We start from the raw sequence: 17490 nt of genomic DNA on the forward strand, positions 1-17490 counted from the left end.
AATATGAGCACCCAGGACAACTACACGCTGCAGCGCGCGCTGGACGCCATGTGCCCCGGCGCGCCCGGCTCCGACGCTACCCTGCAAGCACAATTCGGCGTGGCGCTACGGCATTTCCACGCCATGCTCGACGAGCTGCAGCTGACCGATGCGCAGCTCTATCGCATTGCCGCCTGGCTGGGCCGGGTGGCCGCGCAGGATGAGCTGATCATGCTGTGCGACATGATGGGCCTGACCATGCGCGCGCTGGACCTGGCGCGCACCGGCGCGCAAGCCACGCCGCAGAACGTGACCGGCCCGTTCCCCAAGGACCAGGTCGCCGAAGGCAGCAACCCCTGCCACCTGGCGACGGCGGAGGAGCCCGGGCAGCGGCTCGAGGTGCGCGGGCGCGTGCTGGATGCGCGCACCGGCCAGCCGGTGCCGGGCGCGACGCTGATCGTGTGGCAGCCCAACCAGTTTGGACGCTACGAGAACGAAGACGACGCCCAGTCCGAAGACAACCTGCGCGGCAAGCTGCGCTGCGATGCCGAGGGCGGCTTCCGGATCTTCACGGTGCGGCCGGGCGGCTACATCATCGGGCGCGAGGACACCGAGGTCGGCGTGCTGATGCGGCGCCTGGGCCGCAACCGCCAGCGCGCACCGCATATCCATTACCGGGTGGTGCAGCCGGGATACCGCACGCTGACGTCGCAGATCTATTTCAAGGGCGACCCCGCCAATCCGGTCGACTGCATCTTCTCGACCATCGATGACCATATCGTCGAGGTGGGGCCGCATCCGCAGCGTGACGGCTACCAGCTGCTGACGCTGGATGTGGTGATCGAGCCGGAGGTGGCGACCTGATGCGGCGTTGTAAGGCGCGCGCCGCTCAGGAAGCCGCCAGGATCGAATGCGCCAGCGTGGGTGCCCGCCGGATCGCGGCCTCGATCATCGCGGCCGCTTCGCGCAGTGCCGGCAGCCGTGTCGCCACCAGCTCGTCGGGGCTGGTGCGCTCGGTCTCGGTGGAGCAGTTGATGGCGGCGATCACGCGCTGCTGCGGATCGCGCACGGGCACGGCGATCGACAGGACGTTGAGTTCGAGCTGGCCTTCCTGGAGCGCATAGCCCTGTTCCAGCGTGCGTGCCAGCGCGGCGCGCAGCGCATCGGCATCGCTGAGCGTCTTCGGTGTGAATTTCTGGAACGGTGCCTGGTCCAGGACCTTGTTCTGCTGGGCCTTGGGCGCATGGGCCAGCAAGGCAAGGCCGAGCGAGGTGCAATGCACCGGCAGCCGGTAGCCGACCGAGGCGCGGAAGGCGATGCGACGCTGGCTGGGCACATGCGCCAGGTAGACCACGCTGTCGCCGTCGAGGATGGCGAGCGAGACCGAATCGCGGAAGCGCTCGGCCACTTCCTGCAGGAAGGGCTGGACGATGTCGCGCAGGTTCATCGAGCTGAGGAAGGCGGCACCGAGCGACAGGACCTTGGGCAGCAGCACGAAGCGCCGCCCGTTGGCGCCGATGTAGCCCAGCGCCTGCAGCGTCAGCAAGGCACGGCGCGCGCTGGCGGGCGTCATGCCGGTGGCCTGGGCGACTTCGCTGAGCGTCATTTCCGGCGTGGCGTGGGTAAACGCCTGGATCACCGCCAATCCGCGCGCCAGCGCCGCAACGTAGTCGCGGTGGCCTTCTTCGAGCTTGCGCGGAGAGTCGCGGTCGACGGGGGCGGTGGGTTTGGCAGCGGAAGTCATGCACGCATTCTATCCGCAGCAATGAATTGAAGACCAGCAAGGAGACATCATGACCGAACCCAACCGTCCCGCGAGCCTGCTCGACAAGCTCTGGGCCAGCCACGTGATCCACCAGGAAGCCGGCGGCCCCGCACTGGTCTATATCGACCGCCACCTCGTCAATGAGGTGACCAGCCCGCAGGCCTTCGAAGGGCTGCGGCTGAATGGACGTAAGGTGTGGCGCGCCGCCTCGGTGCTGGCCACCGCCGACCACAACGTGCCCACCACCGCGCGCAGCCAGGGCATCGCCGATCCGGTGAGCCGCGCGCAGGTGGACGCGCTCGACCGCAACTGCGAAGAGAACGGCATCGTCAACTTCGGCATGGACGATCCGCGCCAGGGCATCCTGCATGTGGTGGGGCCGGAACGCGGCGCGACCTTGCCCGGCATGACCATCGCCTGCGGCGATTCGCATACCTCCACGCACGGCGCGTTCGCGGCGTTCGCGTTCGGCATCGGCACCTCGGAAGTGGAGCAGGTGCTGGCCGCGCAATGCCTGTGGATGAAGAAGCCGAAGTCGATGCTGGTGCGCGTGGAAGGCGAGCTGGGCAAGGGTGTTGCCGCCAAGGACATCGCGCTCGCGCTGATCGGGCGCATCGGCACGGCCGGCGCGACCGGCCATGTGATCGAGTTCGCCGGCAGCACCATCCGCGGCCTCAGCATGGAAGCGCGCATGACCGTGTGCAACATGGCGATCGAGGCCGGCGCGCGCACCGGCATGGTCGCCGTGGACGAGACCACGCTGGCGTACCTGCGCGGACGGCCGCAGGCCCCGCAGGACCAGATGTGGGACGCTGCCGTCGAATACTGGCGCACGCTGCGCAGCGACCCGGGCGCGACCTTCGATGCCGTGGTGGACCTGGATGCCGCCACCATCTGCCCGCACGTGACCTGGGGCACATCGCCGGAGATGGTGGTGCCCGTCGGCGCGCGCATTCCCGATCCGCGCGACGAGCGCGACCCGGTGCGGCGCAAGGGCATCGAGGCGGCGCTGCGCTACATGGGCCTGCTGCCGAATACGCCGATCGAAGCGGTCGGGGTCGACAAGGTCTTTATCGGGTCATGCACCAACGCGCGCATCGAAGACCTGCGCGCCGCGGCGGAGGTCGTGCGCGGCCGGCATGTGTCGCCGCGCATCCGGCAGGCACTGGTGGTGCCGGGCTCCGGGCTGGTCAAGTCCCAGGCCGAGGCCGAGGGGCTTGACCAGGTCTTTATCGCGGCCGGCTTCGAATGGCGCGAGCCGGGCTGCTCGATGTGCCTGGGCATGAACGACGACCGCCTTGTCGCGGGCGAACGCTGTGCATCGACATCCAACCGCAATTTCGAAGGCAGGCAGGGGCCGGGCGGGCGCACCCACCTGGTGAGCCCGCAGATGGCGGCCGCCGCGGCTGTCGCAGGGCACTTCGTCGATGTCCGCGCGTTGTAACAGCAGAGGAAGCCGAGCCATGAAAGCCTTTACCACCCTGGATGGCCTGGTCGCGCCGCTGGACCGCGCCAATGTCGATACCGATGCCATCCTCCCCAAGCAGTTCCTGAAATCGATCCGGCGCAGCGGCTTCGGCCCTTACCTGTTCGACGAATGGCGCTACCTTGACCACGGCGAGCCCGGGCAGGACTGCAGCACGCGGCCGCTGAACCCGGACTTCGTGCTGAACCAGCCGCGCTACCGCGGCGCGTCGATCCTGCTGGCGCGCGAGAACTTCGGTTGCGGCTCTTCGCGCGAGCATGCGCCGTGGGCGCTGGAAGACTTCGGCCTGCGCGCGCTGATCGCGCCGGGCTTTGCCGACATCTTCTACAACAACTGCCTGAAGAACGGCCTGCTGCCGATCGTGGCGGCGCCGGAGGTGGTCGACCGCCTGTTTGCCGACGTGGCCGCCACGCCGGGCTACCGGCTGCAGGTGGACCTGGCCGCGCAGCAGGTGGTCACGCCGGCCGGGGAGGTGATCGCTTTCACGCTCGACCCGTTCAAGCAGCATTGCCTGCTCAACGGGCTGGACGATATCGCCCTCGCGCTGCGCCACGCAGCACAGATAGACGCCTACGAGCAAGTGCGGCGGCAGCGCGAACCGTGGTTGTTCAACTGAATGGACATCCGGCCGCACGAGCCGGAGAACCCCGACAACGATAGATGGAGACATGATGAACTGGAACGCTCACACCCCTCGCGCACTGTGCGCCACCGTGCTCGGCCTGGCCTGTTTTGCCGGCGCAAGTGCTGCCCTGGCACAAGCCTATCCCGCCCAACCGATCCGCATGGTCGTGCCGTACGCACCCGGCGGCACGACCGACATCATCGCCCGGCAACTGGCCCAGCGCATGTCCGAAAAACTGCGCCAGCCGGTGGTGGTGGAGAACAAGAGCGGCGCCAACACCGTGATCGGCGCCGACGCGGTGGCCAAGGCGCAGCCAGACGGCTACACGCTGCTGCTGACCAACGACGCCACCTTCGTGCTCAATCCGGTGGTGCTGCCATCAATTTCCTACAACGTCGCGCGCGACTTTGCGCCGGTGGCGGCGATCGGCTATGTGCCGCTGGTGATGGCGGTATCGGGCAGCCTGCCGGTGGACAGCGTCAAGGACCTGGCGGCCTATGCCAAGGCCCGCCCGCAGGCGCTCAGCTACGGATCGTTCGGCGCCGGCAGCCAGCCGCACCTGATGGGCGCGCTGTTCAACAAGCTGGCCGGCACGGACCTCGTGCACGTGCCGTACAAGGGCTCGGCGCCCGCGGTGGCCGATGTGGTCGGCGGGCAGATCCTGACGACCTTCCCGGCGCTGCCAACAATCCAGAGCTTCGTCGCGGCGAAGAAGCTCAAGGTGCTGGCGGTCAGCGGCGACAAGCGCACGCGTGCCTTGCCGCAGGTCCCCACCTTCGAGGAGGCCGGCTACAAGGAGATGAACATCTCCGCCGTCTACGGCGTGCTGGCGCCGGCCAAGGTGCCGCGCGCGGTGGTCGACAAGCTCAATGCCACCATCCGCGAGATCCTCGACGAACAGGATTTCGTGGAGAAGCACTTTGCGGCGCAGGGGATGGTGCCGATGAAGCTGACCCCGGAACAGTTTGCCCGCTATATCGAGACGCAGACGCAGCAGACGCGCAAGGTCGTTGCCCTGTCGGGCGTCAAGGTCGAGTGACCGGAAGGCAAGGACATGAAAAACGTGAATCACGAACGCACCTCGTCTTCGCCGCGCATCGGCTGGATCGGTATCGGAGCCATGGGCAGGCCGATGTGCCTGAACCTGCTGAAGGCCGGCCACGCGCTGACGGTGTTCGACAAGGTGCCCACCCAGTGCGAGCCGGTCGTTGCAGCGGGTGCCCACGCCATGCCGTCCGCGCGGGATGTGGTAGCGCAATCCGATGTGGTGTTCTCTACCATCTTCGATGACAGCAGCTTGCGCGCGCTGTTCCTGTCCGACGGCGGCATTGCCGCTGCGGCGGCCACGGGCCAGGTCTTTGTCGACATGAGCACGGTATCGCCAGAAGCCTCGGCTGAGGTGGCCGAGGCACTGGCGCGGCGCGGCGCCAGCTGGCTGCGCGCGCCGGTGTCCGGCACGGTGTCGCTGGCCGCGAGCGCGCAGCTGAGCTGCTTTGTGTCCGGGCCACGCGAGGCGTTCGCTGCGGTGCAGCCGCTGCTGGCCTGCCTGACCGCGCGCCAGTCTTATGTCGGCGGCGGCGACGAGGCGCGCGTGATCAAGCTGATGATCAACATGATGGTGTTCATGAGCACCGCGGTGATCGGGGAAGGGCTGGCCTTCGGTGAGCGCGCCGGGCTGGACCGCGCGCTGATGGTCGATGCGATCAATGACAGCATCGTCGGCAGCGCGCACTACCGCACCAAGGCCGACAAGCTCAAGCAGCGCGAATACGGCGCGGCGGGGCCGATCTCGCTGGTGGCAAAGGACCTGGACCTGGCCCTTGCCGTGGCGCGCGACAACGCCGTGGCCCTGCCGATCTCGTCGCTGGTGCGGCAGTACCTGGCGATGATGCAGCAGCGCGACCTGGGCCATCTCGACATTGCCGCGCTGGCCGATGTGCCGGCGTGGAGCAGTGCGCCGGGCGGGGTGGCGCGCTAGCCGCCTTCAACTGAGGCGCGCCGCGAGAGCGCGCCCAAGACCCATGAATCATGACAAAAAGGATGGAGACATGAACCTCAAGCAAATCATCCGGACGCCGCAGGGCGTCCTGTGCGCCGCGGTGGCCGGAGTGATGTTCGGACTGGCGCAACAGCCGGCGCTGGCCCAGGCCAGGCCCGGCGCGGAGCCGGTGCGCATCGGCGGCCTGTTTTCAACGACCGGCGGCCTCGCCGCCGTGGGGCTGGCCGAGCGCGAAGGCGCGCTGCTGGCGCAGAAAGTCATCAATGCCGGCGGCGGCATCGGCGGGCGGCCGCTGGAGCTGGTCGTCGAGGACGACGGCTCCAGCCCGGATACCGCCGTGGCCAAGGCCAACGCACTGCTGCACACGCACAAGGTGCGCGCCATCGTCGGCCCGTCCGGCATCGCGCAGACCGTGGCCATCGGCGGCATCACGCAGGCGCAGAAGGTGCCGCTGTTTGCGTTCTCCGGACTCGGGCCGGCGGTGGAGCGCGAGCGTACCTGCGTCTTCCACCTGACGCCCTCGCAGGAACTGAATGCGCGCGCGGTGCTGTCCTATGCGCGCGACAACGGCCTCAAACGCATCGGCGTGCTGCACGATTCGGGCTACGGCCAGGTGGTGTGGAGCAGCATGAAGACGCTGGACCGGCAATACGGCGTCGCCTTCGTGCAGGTCGAGAAATTCGAGATCGCCGCCACCGACGTCACCACGCAGGCTGCCAAGCTCAAGGCCGCCACGCCGGACGCGATCGTCGTCATCTCGACCTCGCCCGCGCCGTTCCGCAATGTGCGCCAGCTGAAGGTCGGCGCGCCGATCATCTCCGTGCACGGCACCGCCACCTACGAGACCGTCAAGGGCATGGGCGAGGCCGCCGACAACATCATCCATCCCGAGTTCATCGTTTCCGAAGATCCGCTGCCGGCGCAGAAGGAGTTTGTCGAGGCTTACCGCAAGGAGTACGGCAAGCTGCCCAAGCATTTCGCCGCGGTGGGCTGGGATGCGGTGATGGCGCTGGCCAGCGGCCTGAAGGCGGCGGGCGCCGATGTGGCCGGCGACAAGCTCTGCAGCGCGCTGCGCCGGCCTTACCAGGGCGTCACGATGGGCTATGACTTTTCTGCGCCCGATATGGGCGGCATGACGCTGGCCGGCTTTACCTACTCGAAGCTGCAGAAGGGCCAGTTCGTGCGGCTGGACTACAAGGCCCGGCCCTAGCCGGTGTAGCGGCAAAACGCATCGGCAAAAGGATCGGCAATGTCTGACACCCTAGTTATCCAGGCGGTCCTGTCCGGGATCACCAACGGTTTCGTCTACGCGCTGATCGGCGTGGGCATATCGATCATCTTCAAGGGCACGCGCATCGTCAATGCGATGCAGGGAGAGTTTGCGGTGATTGGCGCGCTGGTTGCGGTATTCGCGCTCAAGACGCTGGGCCTGCCTTATCCGGTGGCGATTGCCGGCGGCATTGCCGCCGGGGCCGCCAGCGGCCTGGCCATCGACACGTTGTTCGTGCGCCCGATGATGCGGCGCGGCGCCGGCGAGGAGAGCTTCCTGCTGCTGACCATCGGCCTTGCGTTCGCGCTGTCGGCCGCGGCGCTGTATTTCGGCGGGCGCGATTCGCACCTGCTGCCGGCCATCGGCGGCGAAGGCGTGGTGGAGCTGCTGGGAGCGACTGCGCCCATGCATGCCCTGGCGCTGGTGGGCATTGCGGTGCTGCTGGTGGCGGCGTTGCGGCTGTTCTACACCAAGACCCTGGTGGGCCTGGCCATGACGGCGGCGTCGCTGGACCCCGACGGTGCCACCACCACCGGCATCAACGTGCGCCGCATGCGCACGCTGACCTTCCTGCTCGGCGGCGGCTTCGGCGCGGTCGCAGGGGTGCTGGTGACGCCGCTGCTGTCGATGAACTACCAGATGGGTATCGGCCTGACGCTGAAGGGCTTTGCCGCGGCCATCCTCGGCGGGCTGGGCAATCCGCTGGGCGCGGTGGTGGGCGGGTTGCTGCTGGGTCTGACCGAATCGCTGGCGGTGGTGGGCTTTCCGTCGGGCTATCGCGACGTGGTCGCGCTGTCGATCCTGGTTGTCATCATGATTCTGCTCCCCAACGGCGTGCTGGGCCGCGCGGGGCGCAAGGGAGGATAAGCATGAATGCATCATCCAACGCCACGCGCTGGCTGGTGGTGGCCGCGGTGGTAGTGTGGGCGCTGGCCGGGCAACTGCTGTCGCGCCACCACATCGACCTGCTCAACTTCGCCGCCATCCTGGCCGTGGGCGGCCTGGGCGTCGGCCTGCTGCTGGGGCAATGCGGCATCGTCAACCTGGCGCAGGCCTCGTTCTATGGCATTGGCGCCTATGCCTCGGCCTACTGCACCACGGTGCTGGGATGGCCGGCCCTGGCCGGTGCCGCGGCAGGCCTGCTGGCCAGCGCGGCGCTGGCGGCGGCGATCGGCCTGCCGGTGCTGCGCCTGGGCGGCTTCTTCCTGGCACTGGCGACGCTGGCCGTCGGCAGCATCGCCAGTGTGCTGTTCTTCGAATGGGACTGGCTGACCGGCGGCACGCTGGGCATCGGTGGCATCCCCAAGCTGTCGCTGTTCGGCTTCCTGCTGGATACGCCGGAGCGCTACTACTACTTTGCCTGGCCGCTGGTGGCGCTGCTGCTCTGGCTGGTGGACAACCTCGTCAAGGGCCGCCCCGGCCTGGCCATGCGGGCCATGCGCGACGCGGCACCGGCCGCACAGGTGCTCGGCATCGACATGCACCGGCTGAAGACCGCGATGTTCGTGCTGTCGGCCATGCTCGGCTCGCTGGCGGGAACCCTGTTTGCGCACTACGTGTCGTTCGTCAGCGTGCAGAGCTTTACGGTGGAGCGCTCGATCGTGTTCCTGCTGGTGCCGGTGGTGGCAGGCGCGCGCTCCACCTACGGCGTGGTGATTGGCGCATTGTTTGTGTCGCTGGTCCCGGAGCTGCTTAGCGGACTGGGAGACTTCCACCAGGTGCTGTTTGGCGCGGCGCTGGTGCTGGTGGTCACGTTGATGCCCGGCGGGATCATGGGTGGGCTCGCGGGCGTGATTAGCCGCATGCATCGCCGCACCGTCGGCCGCACGCAGAACCCCGCATTGAAGGAGGTCCGATGAATTCCGCCATCGCTGAATTCGGCGCCAGTGCCGCGGGCGCGGCACAAGCGCAAGCCCTGCTGCGGGTCGAAGCGGTCGCGCACAGCTTTGGCGGGCTTGACGTGCTGCGCAATGTTGCGTTCGATGTGCCGGCCGGCAGCATCGTCGGCCTGATCGGCCCCAACGGCAGTGGCAAGACCACCTGCTTCAACATCATCTCCGGCTTTCTGCGCCCCAAGGGCGGCAAGGTGCTGCTGGCAGGGCGCGACATCACCGCCGACAGCGTGCAGCAGCGCAGCCGCGCCGGACTGGTGCGCACATTCCAGACGCCGCAGGTGTTCGAGCACATGACGGTGCTGGAAAACCTGATGGCCGGCTGCCACAAGGCCACGCGCTCGGGCGTGGTGCATGCGATGCTGCGCTCGCCGCTGTCGCGCCGCGAACTGCAGGCGATGCACGAGGCCGCGCTGGCATGCGCACGGAAGTTCGGCCTGGAAGGCCTGCTGCAGCACCGCGCCGGCGCGCTGCCCGCGGGCCAGCGGCGCATCGTGGAACTGGCGCGCGCCTGCATCGGCGAACCCAGCCTGCTGTTGCTGGATGAACCGTCCTCGGGGCTGAACAGCGAGGAAATCGAATTGCTGCGCGCGTGGATCCTGCGCCTGAACGGCGAAGGCATGACCATCCTGCTGGTGTCGCACGACATGGGGCTGATGACGATCTGCGGCAGCGCCCACGTGCTGTATTACGGGGAAATCATCGCCAGCGGCACGCTGCAAGCCGTGCAGGCCGACCCGCGCGTGCGCGAAGCCTATATGGGAGTCTGACCATGCTGAAAGTGAAAGGCCTGCACGCCGGCTACAGCCCGGTGCCAGTGCTGCATGACATCAACATCGAGGTCGGGCCGGGCGAGGCGGTGGCCGTGGTCGGTGCCAATGGCGCGGGCAAGACGGCGCTGGTGCGCACGCTGTCCGGGCTGGTGCGGCCGATGGCGGGCAGCATCGTCAAGGATGGGGTGGAAATCGGCCACGTGCCGGGGCATCGCCGCTTCGAGCATGGCATTGCCGTGGTGCTGGAGAACCGCAACCTGTTCGGCGAGCTGTCGGTGCGTGACAACCTGCGGCTTGCCGAGCAAGCCGGCAGGCGCGCGCGTGGCGGCGCGATGCGCTTCACGCACGACGAAGTCTGCGAACTGTTCCCGCTGCTGCGCGAGCGCGGCAGCGGCCAGGTTGGCCTGCTCTCGGGCGGGCAGCAGCAGATGGTGGCGATCGCCCGCGCGCTGCTGCTGCAGCCCGACCTGCTGATCATGGACGAGCTGACCACGGGCCTGGCGCCGCGCATTGTCAAGGAAATCCTGGCCGTGCTCAACCGGCTGCGCGAGCGCGGGCTGAGCATCGTGCTGGTGGAACAGAGCGTGGCGATTGCCGCGGAGATGACCGACCGCGCCTACGTGCTTTCGGTGGGACGGGTTATCCACGAAGTGCGGCGCGGAGAGTGGCAGGCGCTGCTGAACGACAAGACGCTGGTGAAGGCGTATCTGCATGGCTGAGGGCACCGACATGGGCAAGACGGACACGACGACCGGAGGGTATATGGAAGATCTCGCTGCGCTCAGGCAGGCGGATGCCGCGCGATACCGCGCAATGCTCGCCGGCGATATCGCGGGGCTGGAAGACCTGCTTGCGGATGAACTCAGCTACACGCACTCCTCGGCGTTGCGCGAAGACAAGCAGGCATACCTGGCATCGCTGCGCAGCGGGCGGGTGCGCTACCTGCGGGCCTCGGTACAGGAGGTGGGGCAGGAAATCTACAACGACATCGCCGTGATGCAGGGCAAGGCCCTGCTGGTTGCCGTGGTCGACGGCGTGGAACGCACGCTGGACAACCGCTTCCTCAGCGTGTGGAAGCGGCGGGAGGGCGCGTGGCAGATGCTGGCGTGGGCCTCGACGCCGATCCCCGCGCCGGCTGCTGCGGCCCCAGGCCAGGCATTTCAATAGGTATATGGGATATGGACTTCATCATTCATTGCCTTGACCACGCCGATGCCTTGCAGCGCCGGCTCGACAGCTACGACGCCCATCGCGCCTACCTGGCAACCGCAGAGGTCCGGTGCGTAATGTGCGGGCCGTTGATGTCCGACGACGGCGCGCGCATGATCGGCAGCTTGTTCCTTGTGCGTGCGCAGGACAAACAGCAGGTCATCGACTTCAACCGGGCCGATCCCTTCCAGCAGGCGGGCGTGTGGAAAGAGATCCATATCCATCCGTTCCTGCTGCGGGTGGACAACCACCCAGGCGCACAGCGCCCGCTTTAGTTCACCGGTAGTGAGCAGGCAGCCGTGCATGGATTGCAGCGCCATGCAGAAGATTTCACCACGCGTGTCCAACCGAACCGGACGCGCATTCACAGGAGCGGAAGATGAGCAAGACCTACAAGCGTTTGGACAAGAGCCAGGCAGCGGTGCTGATGGTGGATCATCAGGCCGGCCTGCTGTCGCTGGTGCGCGACATCGAGCCGGACAAGTTCAAGAACAACGTGCTCGCCATGGCGGATCTGGCCAGGTATTTCGAGCTGCCGACGATCCTGACCACCAGCTTCGAGGACGGACCCAACGGGCCGCTGGTGCCGGAGCTCAAGGCCATGTTCCCCGATGCGCCGTTTATTCCGCGCCCCGGGCAGATCAATGCGTGGGACAACGAGGATTTCGTCAAGGCGGTCAAGGCAACCGGCAAGAAGCAACTGCTGATCGCCGGGGTGGTGACCGAGGTCTGCGTGGCGTTTCCGGCATTGTCGGCGATCGAAGAGGGCTACGATGTGTTCGTGGTGACCGATGCATCCGGGACCTTCAATGAGGTGACGCGGGAATCCGCGTGGCACCGCATGGCCGAGGCCGGCGCCCAGCTGATGACGTGGTTCGGCGTTGCCTGCGAGCTTCATCGCGACTGGCGCAACGACATCGAGGGGCTGGGGACCTTGTTCTCCAACCATATTCCCGACTATCGGAACCTGATTACGGCGTACACCACCGTGAAGGGCGGCAAATAAACATCGCGGCAGCGCGGGGCCACCCGGCACCGCGCTGGCCGTCGGCCTGGCAACCAGGAATATTCTGCAGGCGATGCGGGGCGAGTTCCGATTCGTGCCGCATCGTCGACGTTATCGCGATGATCCAAGGCATCGCTTCCGGCGCAATCCTTAGCCCCGGCTCTCCATGTGCGCTGCGCCCGTCCCCCGGGAAAACCCGCATCCAGCGCCTGTCTTGAAATGCCCCTACCCCGTCCCTATAATTAGCACTCGTCAGGGGTGAGTGCTAACAGCCTCTGCGACACCTGAACATTTCTGACGGCCGTCGCCTCGGTAGCCGGCCGATTTGTGATCAAAAACTCACTTTGTATCTAGGAGTCCGTATGAATCTGCGTCCTCTGCACGACCGCGTGATCGTGAAGCGTCTGGACAACGAAACCAAGACCGCGTCCGGTATCGTGATTCCCGACAACGCTGCCGAGAAGCCCGATCAAGGCGAAGTGCTGGCAATCGGTCCCGGCAAGAAGGATGACAAGGGCAACAACATCGCCCTGGACGTCAAGGTCGGCGATCGCGTGCTGTTCGGCAAGTATGCCGGCCAGGGCGTGAAGGTGGATGGCCAGGAACTGCTGGTCATGCGCGAAGAAGACATCATGGCCGTGGTCAACAAGTAATCCGTTACTTGTAGCCCCACCCGTACAGATTTCAGGAGATTCAGAACATGGCAGCAAAAGACGTAGTGTTCGGCGACGCCGCCCGTGCCAAGATGGTCGAAGGCGTGAACATCCTCGCCAACGCCGTTAAAGTGACGCTGGGCCCGAAGGGCCGCAACGTGGTGCTGGAGCGCAGCTTCGGCGGCCCGACCGTGACCAAGGACGGCGTGTCCGTGGCCAAGGAAATCGAGCTGAAGGACAAGCTGCAGAACATGGGCGCGCAGATGGTCAAGGAAGTGGCTTCCAAGACCAGCGACAACGCCGGTGACGGTACCACCACCGCAACCGTGCTGGCCCAGTCGATCGTGCGCGAAGGCATGAAGTTCGTCGCCGCCGGCATGAACCCGATGGACCTGAAGCGCGGCATCGACAAGGCTGTCGGCGCCGCCGTGGAAGAGCTGAAGAAGATCAGCAAGCCCACCACCACCAGCAAGGAAATCGCCCAGGTTGGCGCGATCTCGGCCAACAGCGACGCCTCGATCGGCGAGCGCATCGCCGAAGCCATGGACAAGGTCGGCAAGGAAGGCGTGATCACCGTCGAAGACGGCAAGTCGCTGGCCGACGAGCTGGAAGTCGTGGAAGGCATGCAGTTCGACCGCGGCTACCTGTCGCCGTACTTCATCAACAACCCGGAAAAGCAGGTTGTTGCCCTGGACAACCCGTTCGTGCTGCTGTTCGACAAGAAGATCAGCAACATCCGCGACCTGCTGCCGGTGCTGGAGCAAGTGGCCAAGGCCGGCCGTCCGCTGCTGATCATCGCTGAAGACGTCGAGGGCGAAGCCCTGGCGACCCTGGTGGTCAACAACATCCGTGGCATCCTGAAGACCGCCGCCGTCAAGGCCCCGGGCTTCGGCGACCGCCGCAAGGCCATGCTGGAAGACATCGCCATCCTGACCGGCGGCACCGTCATCGCCGAGGAAGTCGGCCTGACGCTGGAAAAGGCCACCCTGAACGACCTGGGCCAGGCCAAGCGCATCGAGATCGGCAAGGAAAACACCATCATCATCGATGGCGCCGGTGACGCTGCTGGCATCGAAGGCCGCGTGAAGCAGATCCGCGCCCAGATCGAAGAAGCGACCTCGGACTACGACCGCGAGAAGCTGCAAGAGCGCGTGGCCAAGCTGGCCGGCGGTGTTGCCGTGATCAAGGTTGGCGCTGCCACCGAAGTCGAAATGAAGGAAAAGAAGGCCCGCGTGGAAGACGCCCTGCACGCCACCCGCGCTGCGGTGGAAGAAGGCATCGTCCCCGGCGGTGGTGTGGCCCTGCTGCGCGCCCGCGCTGCGATCTCGGCTCTGCAAGGCGACAACGCCGACCAGAACGCCGGTATCAAGATCGTGCTGCGTGCGATGGAAGAGCCGCTGCGCCAGATCGTGCTGAACGCCGGTGAAGAAGCTTCGGTGGTCGTTGCCAAGGTCATCGAAGGCAAGGGCAACTATGGCTACAACGCCGCTTCGGGCGAGTACGGCGACCTGGTCGAAATGGGCGTGCTGGACCCGACCAAGGTCACCCGCACCGCACTGCAGAACGCCGCTTCGGTGGCTTCGCTGATGCTGACCACCGACTGCGCCGTGGCCGAAACGCCGAAGGAAGAGTCGGCTCCGGCAATGCCGGGCGGCATGGGCGGCATGGGCGGCATGGAAGGCATGATGTAATCCATCCCCCAGCCCACTGCCCGTGAGGGCAGGCTGCGATGAAAAAACCCCCGCGGGCGCGAGTCCGCGGGGGTTTTTGTTTGGAGGGCCGGCGCGGTTGCGCGGGGGGGCGTTGCGTCAGACTTCGACCACGCAGCACCAGTCGAAGGACTTGTTCTCCAGCTCGCCGGTACGGCGGCTGACATAGCCGCGCGGATTGCACACCACGCGCGAGTTGTCGACGCAGTAGTCGAAGCTGGTGTGGGTATGGCCGTGGATCCACAGGTCTGCCTGCGCCACCAGGTCGGGGCGGCGGGACAGGAAGCCGCCGGAGACCAGGTCGTGCGAGAAGCGCGGGTCCAGGCTGCCGAGGTCCGGGCCGTGGTGCGTGACCACGACGGTCTTGCCGGCGTAAGGCAGCGCGAGTTGCGCCTGCAGCCAGTCAGACGCGGCCAGGTGGCGCGCCAGGGCATCCTGTGGCGTGAACTGGCGCATGTGGCCGTCGTCGCCGCGGATCTCGATCAGCCGGTGGTCGTACATCGCTTTCGCGCATGCCTGCATCGCCTCGTCGCGTCGGTCGGTGCCGAACAGCGTGTAGTCGGTCCACCACGTCGTGCCTATGATGCGCGCGCCGTCGAACTCCGCCACCTCGCCATTGAGCAGGCGCACTTGGGGATGCGCTGCCGCGGCCTCGGCCATCTGCTGGTCGACGGTGTCGAAATTGCTCTCGTAGTACTCGTGGTTGCCCGGCACATAGACCACCGGCTGGCTGAACGTGCCGACGGCCCAGTCGATGCCGTCGCGGCCGTTGGCGATGTCGCCGGCCAGTATCACGAGGTCGGCGTCGCATGCCGGTACGGACTGCGGCAGGTTGTGTTCGATGTGGAGGTCGCTCAGGATGCGTAGCTTCATCGGGACTCCAGGCGGGTAGGGCGCGCGCTGGGTGGCCACGGCGCCTGCAGGGGGATTGCCTGCATTCTTCAGAAGCCAGCCCGTCCGGTCAAGCCCCGGTATTCGCCCGGCAAAGCAAAAAAGCCCGGAACCTGGGTTCCGGGCAAGTGACTGTCTTGCCGGCATTGCACCGGGAGACAGCCGGGGGAAACTGTCGCGGTTTCCCGGGGGGTTATCCTCCTTGTCCCGCCATGGTTGGCAGCAGCACGCGATAGATCTGGATGAAGGCCGGCCCGAGCAACACCAGCAGCAAGGACGGGAAGATGGTGAAGATCAGCGGGAACAGCAGCTTCAGCGCAATCTTGGCGGCCTGCTCCTCGGCACGCATGCGGCGCTTGGTGCGCAGCATGTCGGACAGCACGCGCAGCGACTCGCCCAGGCTGGTGCCGAAGCGGTCGGCCTGGACCAGCATCGACGCAAACTTGTCGACGTCCTCGACGCCGGTGCGCAGCGACAGGTTGGTTAGCGCCTTTTCCTTCGAAAAACCCGAGCGCAGTTCCAGCAGCATCAGCTGGAGTTCATCGGCCAGTACCGGGCAGCGCAGGGCCAGCTCGTCGGCCACACGCATCAGCGCCGCGTCCAGGCCGAGGCCGGCTTCGACGCAGACGGTCAGCAGGTCGATCACGTCGGGGAATTCTTCGAAGACGGTGCGCTGGCGCTGGGACACTTTGCGGGCGAGGACTAGATTCGGCAGGTAATAGCCAATCGCGCCCAGCACCGCCAACAGCACGAACATCAGCTGCTGGCTTTGCTGGCCGGGCTGGCTGCTGACGGCCAGCAGTCCAAGCATCGGCAGGCCGACGGCCAGTACCGTCTTGGCGCCGAAGTACAGCGGCGCCGCGCTTGCACTGCGCCAGCCGGCATTCATGAAACGCACGCGCAGCTGTGAATTCTCCCAGCCTTCCTTGGGCAGCGACAGCCGCGATACCGGCTGCGCCCACTTCACCAGCTGTTCGATCAGTGCCTGCTGGCGACCCGAGTCGGGCTGGAATGGCCCGGCCTGGCCGGCGATCTGCTCGGCCCGACCACGCAGCCGGTGGGGCGCAAGTACATAGAGCACGCCGAACACCGTGCCGAACGCGGCCACGAAGATCAGCACGAGCACGATCATCTGGTCGCCCTGGAACCCCTGGAAAATCTCTTGCATGATGGACTCCCGTCAGTATGGCTGTCCAAGCCCTGCTTCTTATGGCACTGCGCCGAGGCAATCGCAATTGGATCTCAGACCCGGATCCGGATGATCTTGCGCATCCACAGCACGCCGAAGCTCATCGACACCAGCGCTCCGCCGATCATGCGCAAGCCCAGCGGATCTTCCCACAGCACATTCATGAAGCCCGGATTGACCACCAGGATCAGGCCGGCGGTGCAGAAGGGCAGCAGTCCCAGCACCCATGCCGACATCTTGCCTTCGGCCGACAGCACACGGATCTTGTCGAACAGCTTCAGGCGTTCGCGCACCATGGTGCCGATCGTGTCGAGGATCTCGGCGAGGTTGCCGCCGCTTTCGCGCTGGATCAGTACCGCGATGACAAAGTAGCGCAGGTCGGCCACCGGCACGCGCATGGCCAGGTTGGTCATGGCCTCGTCGAGCGCCACGCCGTAGTTGATTTCCTCGAAGGTGGTGCGGAACTCCGGCCCGATTGGTGCTTTCATTTCCTGCCCGACCATGCTGAGCGCTCCGCTGAACGAGTGTCCGGCGCGCAGTGCGCGGCTGATCATGTCGACTGCATCGGGCAGTTGCGCCTCAAGCTGCTTGAGCCGTTTGGCACGCAGGCGCATGACATGCAACAGCGGCAGCATGGCGGTCAGCACCGCTCCCAACAGCACAAGTGAAGCAGGCAGGGGTAGCAGCGGAATCAGCGCGACCGTGCACAGCACCACCATTGCGCAATATCCCAGCAACTGCGCCACTGACCATGTACTGCCGGACTGCTCGAGCCAGCGGTCGAGCGCTCCGATGCGCGGCACCCGCATCAGCCACTGCTGCACCCGCGGCGAGTCGGCCAGCAGGCGCTTCTTCAGGATCGAGAGCTGCTCGGCACCGACGTGCCCGCCGGCCGAAAGCGCCCGCAGCCGCGCTTCGATACGCTTGGCCGCGGGCCCGTGGGCATTGTTCCACCACAGGTAGATGCCCTCGACGCAGAGCACCACGGCGACGAACAGCAGGATGCCGAAGGCGTAGAAGATCGTGCTCATGTGTAGCTCCCCC

19 protein-coding genes are annotated in these 17490 nt (G+C 66.4%); 15 read left to right on the forward strand and 4 right to left on the reverse strand.

Features of this window, described 5'->3' with window-relative positions; translation table 11 throughout:
- Window positions 1–3: 3 nt before the first annotated feature.
- Complete coding sequence (locus C7416_RS10175) at window positions 4–843, forward strand: dioxygenase family protein (protein ID WP_111518749.1); 840 nt, start codon at window positions 4–6, stop codon at window positions 841–843.
- A gap of 25 nt (window positions 844–868) precedes the next feature.
- On the opposite strand, the gene C7416_RS10180 is transcribed toward C7416_RS10175, so the two are convergent.
- Window positions 869–1723: an IclR family transcriptional regulator domain-containing protein gene (locus C7416_RS10180; protein WP_111518751.1), complete on the reverse strand. Its 855-nt coding sequence runs from the start codon at window positions 1721–1723 to the stop codon at window positions 869–871.
- Between the two features lie 49 nt (window positions 1724–1772).
- Between C7416_RS10180 and leuC the strand changes: the two genes are divergently transcribed.
- The 14 genes from leuC (at window position 1773) to groL (ending at window position 14348) form a co-directional block, all read left to right on the forward strand.
- Window positions 1773–3188 (forward strand): 3-isopropylmalate dehydratase large subunit, encoded by a 1416-nt coding sequence (gene leuC, locus C7416_RS10185; RefSeq protein ID WP_111518753.1) that lies wholly within the window; start codon window positions 1773–1775, stop codon window positions 3186–3188.
- A 19-nt stretch (window positions 3189–3207) separates the two neighbouring features.
- A complete protein-coding gene (gene leuD, locus C7416_RS10190) occupies window positions 3208–3846 on the forward strand; it encodes a 3-isopropylmalate dehydratase small subunit (RefSeq protein WP_111518755.1) in 639 nt (212 codons plus the stop codon).
- A gap of 55 nt (window positions 3847–3901) precedes the next feature.
- Window positions 3902–4894, forward strand: a complete 993-nt coding sequence (locus C7416_RS10195; RefSeq protein ID WP_111519053.1) for a Bug family tripartite tricarboxylate transporter substrate binding protein — start codon at window positions 3902–3904, stop codon at window positions 4892–4894.
- Between the two features lie 15 nt (window positions 4895–4909).
- Window positions 4910–5833 (forward strand): NAD(P)-dependent oxidoreductase, encoded by a 924-nt coding sequence (locus C7416_RS10200; RefSeq protein ID WP_111518757.1) that lies wholly within the window; start codon window positions 4910–4912, stop codon window positions 5831–5833.
- 70 nt (window positions 5834–5903) lie between these two features.
- Window positions 5904–7064 (forward strand): ABC transporter substrate-binding protein, encoded by a 1161-nt coding sequence (locus C7416_RS10205; protein ID WP_111518759.1) that lies wholly within the window; start codon window positions 5904–5906, stop codon window positions 7062–7064.
- Between the two features lie 39 nt (window positions 7065–7103).
- The gene (locus C7416_RS10210) at window positions 7104–7991 is read left to right on the forward strand and encodes a branched-chain amino acid ABC transporter permease (protein WP_111518761.1); all 888 of its coding nucleotides are present in this window, start codon (window positions 7104–7106) and stop codon (window positions 7989–7991) included.
- 2 nt (window positions 7992–7993) lie between these two features.
- Entirely contained in the window at window positions 7994–8983 is a 990-nt protein-coding gene (locus C7416_RS10215; protein WP_111518763.1) for a branched-chain amino acid ABC transporter permease, read from the forward strand.
- Entirely contained in the window at window positions 8980–9786 is an 807-nt protein-coding gene (locus C7416_RS10220; protein WP_111518765.1) for an ABC transporter ATP-binding protein, read from the forward strand. The genes C7416_RS10215 and C7416_RS10220 overlap by 4 nt, the downstream gene beginning before the upstream one ends.
- A gap of 2 nt (window positions 9787–9788) precedes the next feature.
- Complete coding sequence (locus tag C7416_RS10225) at window positions 9789–10508, forward strand: ABC transporter ATP-binding protein (protein ID WP_111518767.1); 720 nt, start codon at window positions 9789–9791, stop codon at window positions 10506–10508.
- Window positions 10501–10956 (forward strand): nuclear transport factor 2 family protein, encoded by a 456-nt coding sequence (locus tag C7416_RS10230; protein WP_240988146.1) that lies wholly within the window; start codon window positions 10501–10503, stop codon window positions 10954–10956. Before C7416_RS10225 ends, C7416_RS10230 begins: the two co-directional genes overlap by 8 nt.
- A gap of 11 nt (window positions 10957–10967) precedes the next feature.
- Window positions 10968–11273, forward strand: coding sequence for a YciI family protein (locus tag C7416_RS10235; RefSeq protein ID WP_111518769.1), 306 nt, complete (start codon window positions 10968–10970; stop codon window positions 11271–11273).
- 104 nt (window positions 11274–11377) lie between these two features.
- Window positions 11378–12004 carry an isochorismate family cysteine hydrolase YcaC gene (gene ycaC / locus C7416_RS10240; protein ID WP_111518771.1) on the forward strand — a complete coding sequence of 209 codons (627 nt, stop codon included), beginning with the start codon at window positions 11378–11380 and terminating at the stop codon, window positions 12002–12004.
- Between the two features lie 362 nt (window positions 12005–12366).
- Window positions 12367–12657 (forward strand): co-chaperone GroES, encoded by a 291-nt coding sequence (gene groES / locus C7416_RS10245; RefSeq protein WP_008644494.1) that lies wholly within the window; start codon window positions 12367–12369, stop codon window positions 12655–12657.
- A 47-nt stretch (window positions 12658–12704) separates the two neighbouring features.
- Window positions 12705–14348, forward strand: a complete 1644-nt coding sequence (gene groL / locus C7416_RS10250) for a chaperonin GroEL (protein ID WP_012352004.1) — start codon at window positions 12705–12707, stop codon at window positions 14346–14348.
- Window positions 14349–14465: 117 nt separating this feature from the next.
- On the opposite strand, the gene C7416_RS10255 is transcribed toward groL, so the two are convergent.
- The 3 genes from C7416_RS10255 to C7416_RS10265 form a co-directional block, all read right to left on the reverse strand.
- Window positions 14466–15239, reverse strand: a complete 774-nt coding sequence (locus C7416_RS10255; RefSeq protein ID WP_111518773.1) for a metallophosphoesterase — start codon at window positions 15237–15239, stop codon at window positions 14466–14468.
- A 211-nt stretch (window positions 15240–15450) separates the two neighbouring features.
- Window positions 15451–16425 (reverse strand): type II secretion system F family protein, encoded by a 975-nt coding sequence (locus C7416_RS10260; RefSeq protein ID WP_062797207.1) that lies wholly within the window; start codon window positions 16423–16425, stop codon window positions 15451–15453.
- 74 nt (window positions 16426–16499) lie between these two features.
- Window positions 16500–17477: a type II secretion system F family protein gene (locus tag C7416_RS10265; protein WP_111518775.1), complete on the reverse strand. Its 978-nt coding sequence runs from the start codon at window positions 17475–17477 to the stop codon at window positions 16500–16502.
- Window positions 17478–17490: the final 13 nt, after the last annotated feature.

Source organism: Cupriavidus phytorum, from assembly GCF_003254285.1.
GTDB classification, from domain to species: Bacteria; Pseudomonadota; Gammaproteobacteria; order Burkholderiales; family Burkholderiaceae; genus Cupriavidus; species Cupriavidus phytorum.

Excerpts from the sequence above, each read along its gene's own strand:
- C7416_RS10200 (WP_111518757.1), top strand. The coding sequence starts at position 4,910 with ATGAAAAACGTGAATCACGAACGCACCTCGTCTTCGCCGCGCATCGGC.
- C7416_RS10210 (WP_111518761.1), top strand. The coding sequence starts at position 7,104 with ATGTCTGACACCCTAGTTATCCAGGCGGTCCTGTCCGGGATCACCAAC.
- leuC (WP_111518753.1), top strand. The coding sequence starts at position 1,773 with ATGACCGAACCCAACCGTCCCGCGAGCCTGCTCGACAAGCTCTGGGCC.
- C7416_RS10265 (WP_111518775.1), bottom strand. The coding sequence starts at position 17,477 with ATGAGCACGATCTTCTACGCCTTCGGCATCCTGCTGTTCGTCGCCGTG.
- C7416_RS10175 (WP_111518749.1), top strand. The coding sequence starts at position 4 with ATGAGCACCCAGGACAACTACACGCTGCAGCGCGCGCTGGACGCCATG.
- ycaC (WP_111518771.1), top strand. The coding sequence starts at position 11,378 with ATGAGCAAGACCTACAAGCGTTTGGACAAGAGCCAGGCAGCGGTGCTG.
- C7416_RS10220 (WP_111518765.1), top strand. The coding sequence starts at position 8,980 with ATGAATTCCGCCATCGCTGAATTCGGCGCCAGTGCCGCGGGCGCGGCA.
- groES (WP_008644494.1), top strand. The coding sequence starts at position 12,367 with ATGAATCTGCGTCCTCTGCACGACCGCGTGATCGTGAAGCGTCTGGAC.
- C7416_RS10235 (WP_111518769.1), top strand. The coding sequence starts at position 10,968 with ATGGACTTCATCATTCATTGCCTTGACCACGCCGATGCCTTGCAGCGC.
- leuD (WP_111518755.1), top strand. The coding sequence starts at position 3,208 with ATGAAAGCCTTTACCACCCTGGATGGCCTGGTCGCGCCGCTGGACCGC.
- C7416_RS10225 (WP_111518767.1), top strand. The coding sequence starts at position 9,789 with ATGCTGAAAGTGAAAGGCCTGCACGCCGGCTACAGCCCGGTGCCAGTG.
- C7416_RS10180 (WP_111518751.1), bottom strand. The coding sequence starts at position 1,723 with ATGACTTCCGCTGCCAAACCCACCGCCCCCGTCGACCGCGACTCTCCG.
- groL (WP_012352004.1), top strand. The coding sequence starts at position 12,705 with ATGGCAGCAAAAGACGTAGTGTTCGGCGACGCCGCCCGTGCCAAGATG.
- C7416_RS10195 (WP_111519053.1), top strand. The coding sequence starts at position 3,902 with ATGAACTGGAACGCTCACACCCCTCGCGCACTGTGCGCCACCGTGCTC.
- C7416_RS10205 (WP_111518759.1), top strand. The coding sequence starts at position 5,904 with ATGAACCTCAAGCAAATCATCCGGACGCCGCAGGGCGTCCTGTGCGCC.
- C7416_RS10230 (WP_240988146.1), top strand. The coding sequence starts at position 10,501 with ATGGCTGAGGGCACCGACATGGGCAAGACGGACACGACGACCGGAGGG.
- C7416_RS10215 (WP_111518763.1), top strand. The coding sequence starts at position 7,994 with ATGAATGCATCATCCAACGCCACGCGCTGGCTGGTGGTGGCCGCGGTG.
- C7416_RS10255 (WP_111518773.1), bottom strand. The coding sequence starts at position 15,239 with ATGAAGCTACGCATCCTGAGCGACCTCCACATCGAACACAACCTGCCG.
- C7416_RS10260 (WP_062797207.1), bottom strand. The coding sequence starts at position 16,425 with ATGCAAGAGATTTTCCAGGGGTTCCAGGGCGACCAGATGATCGTGCTC.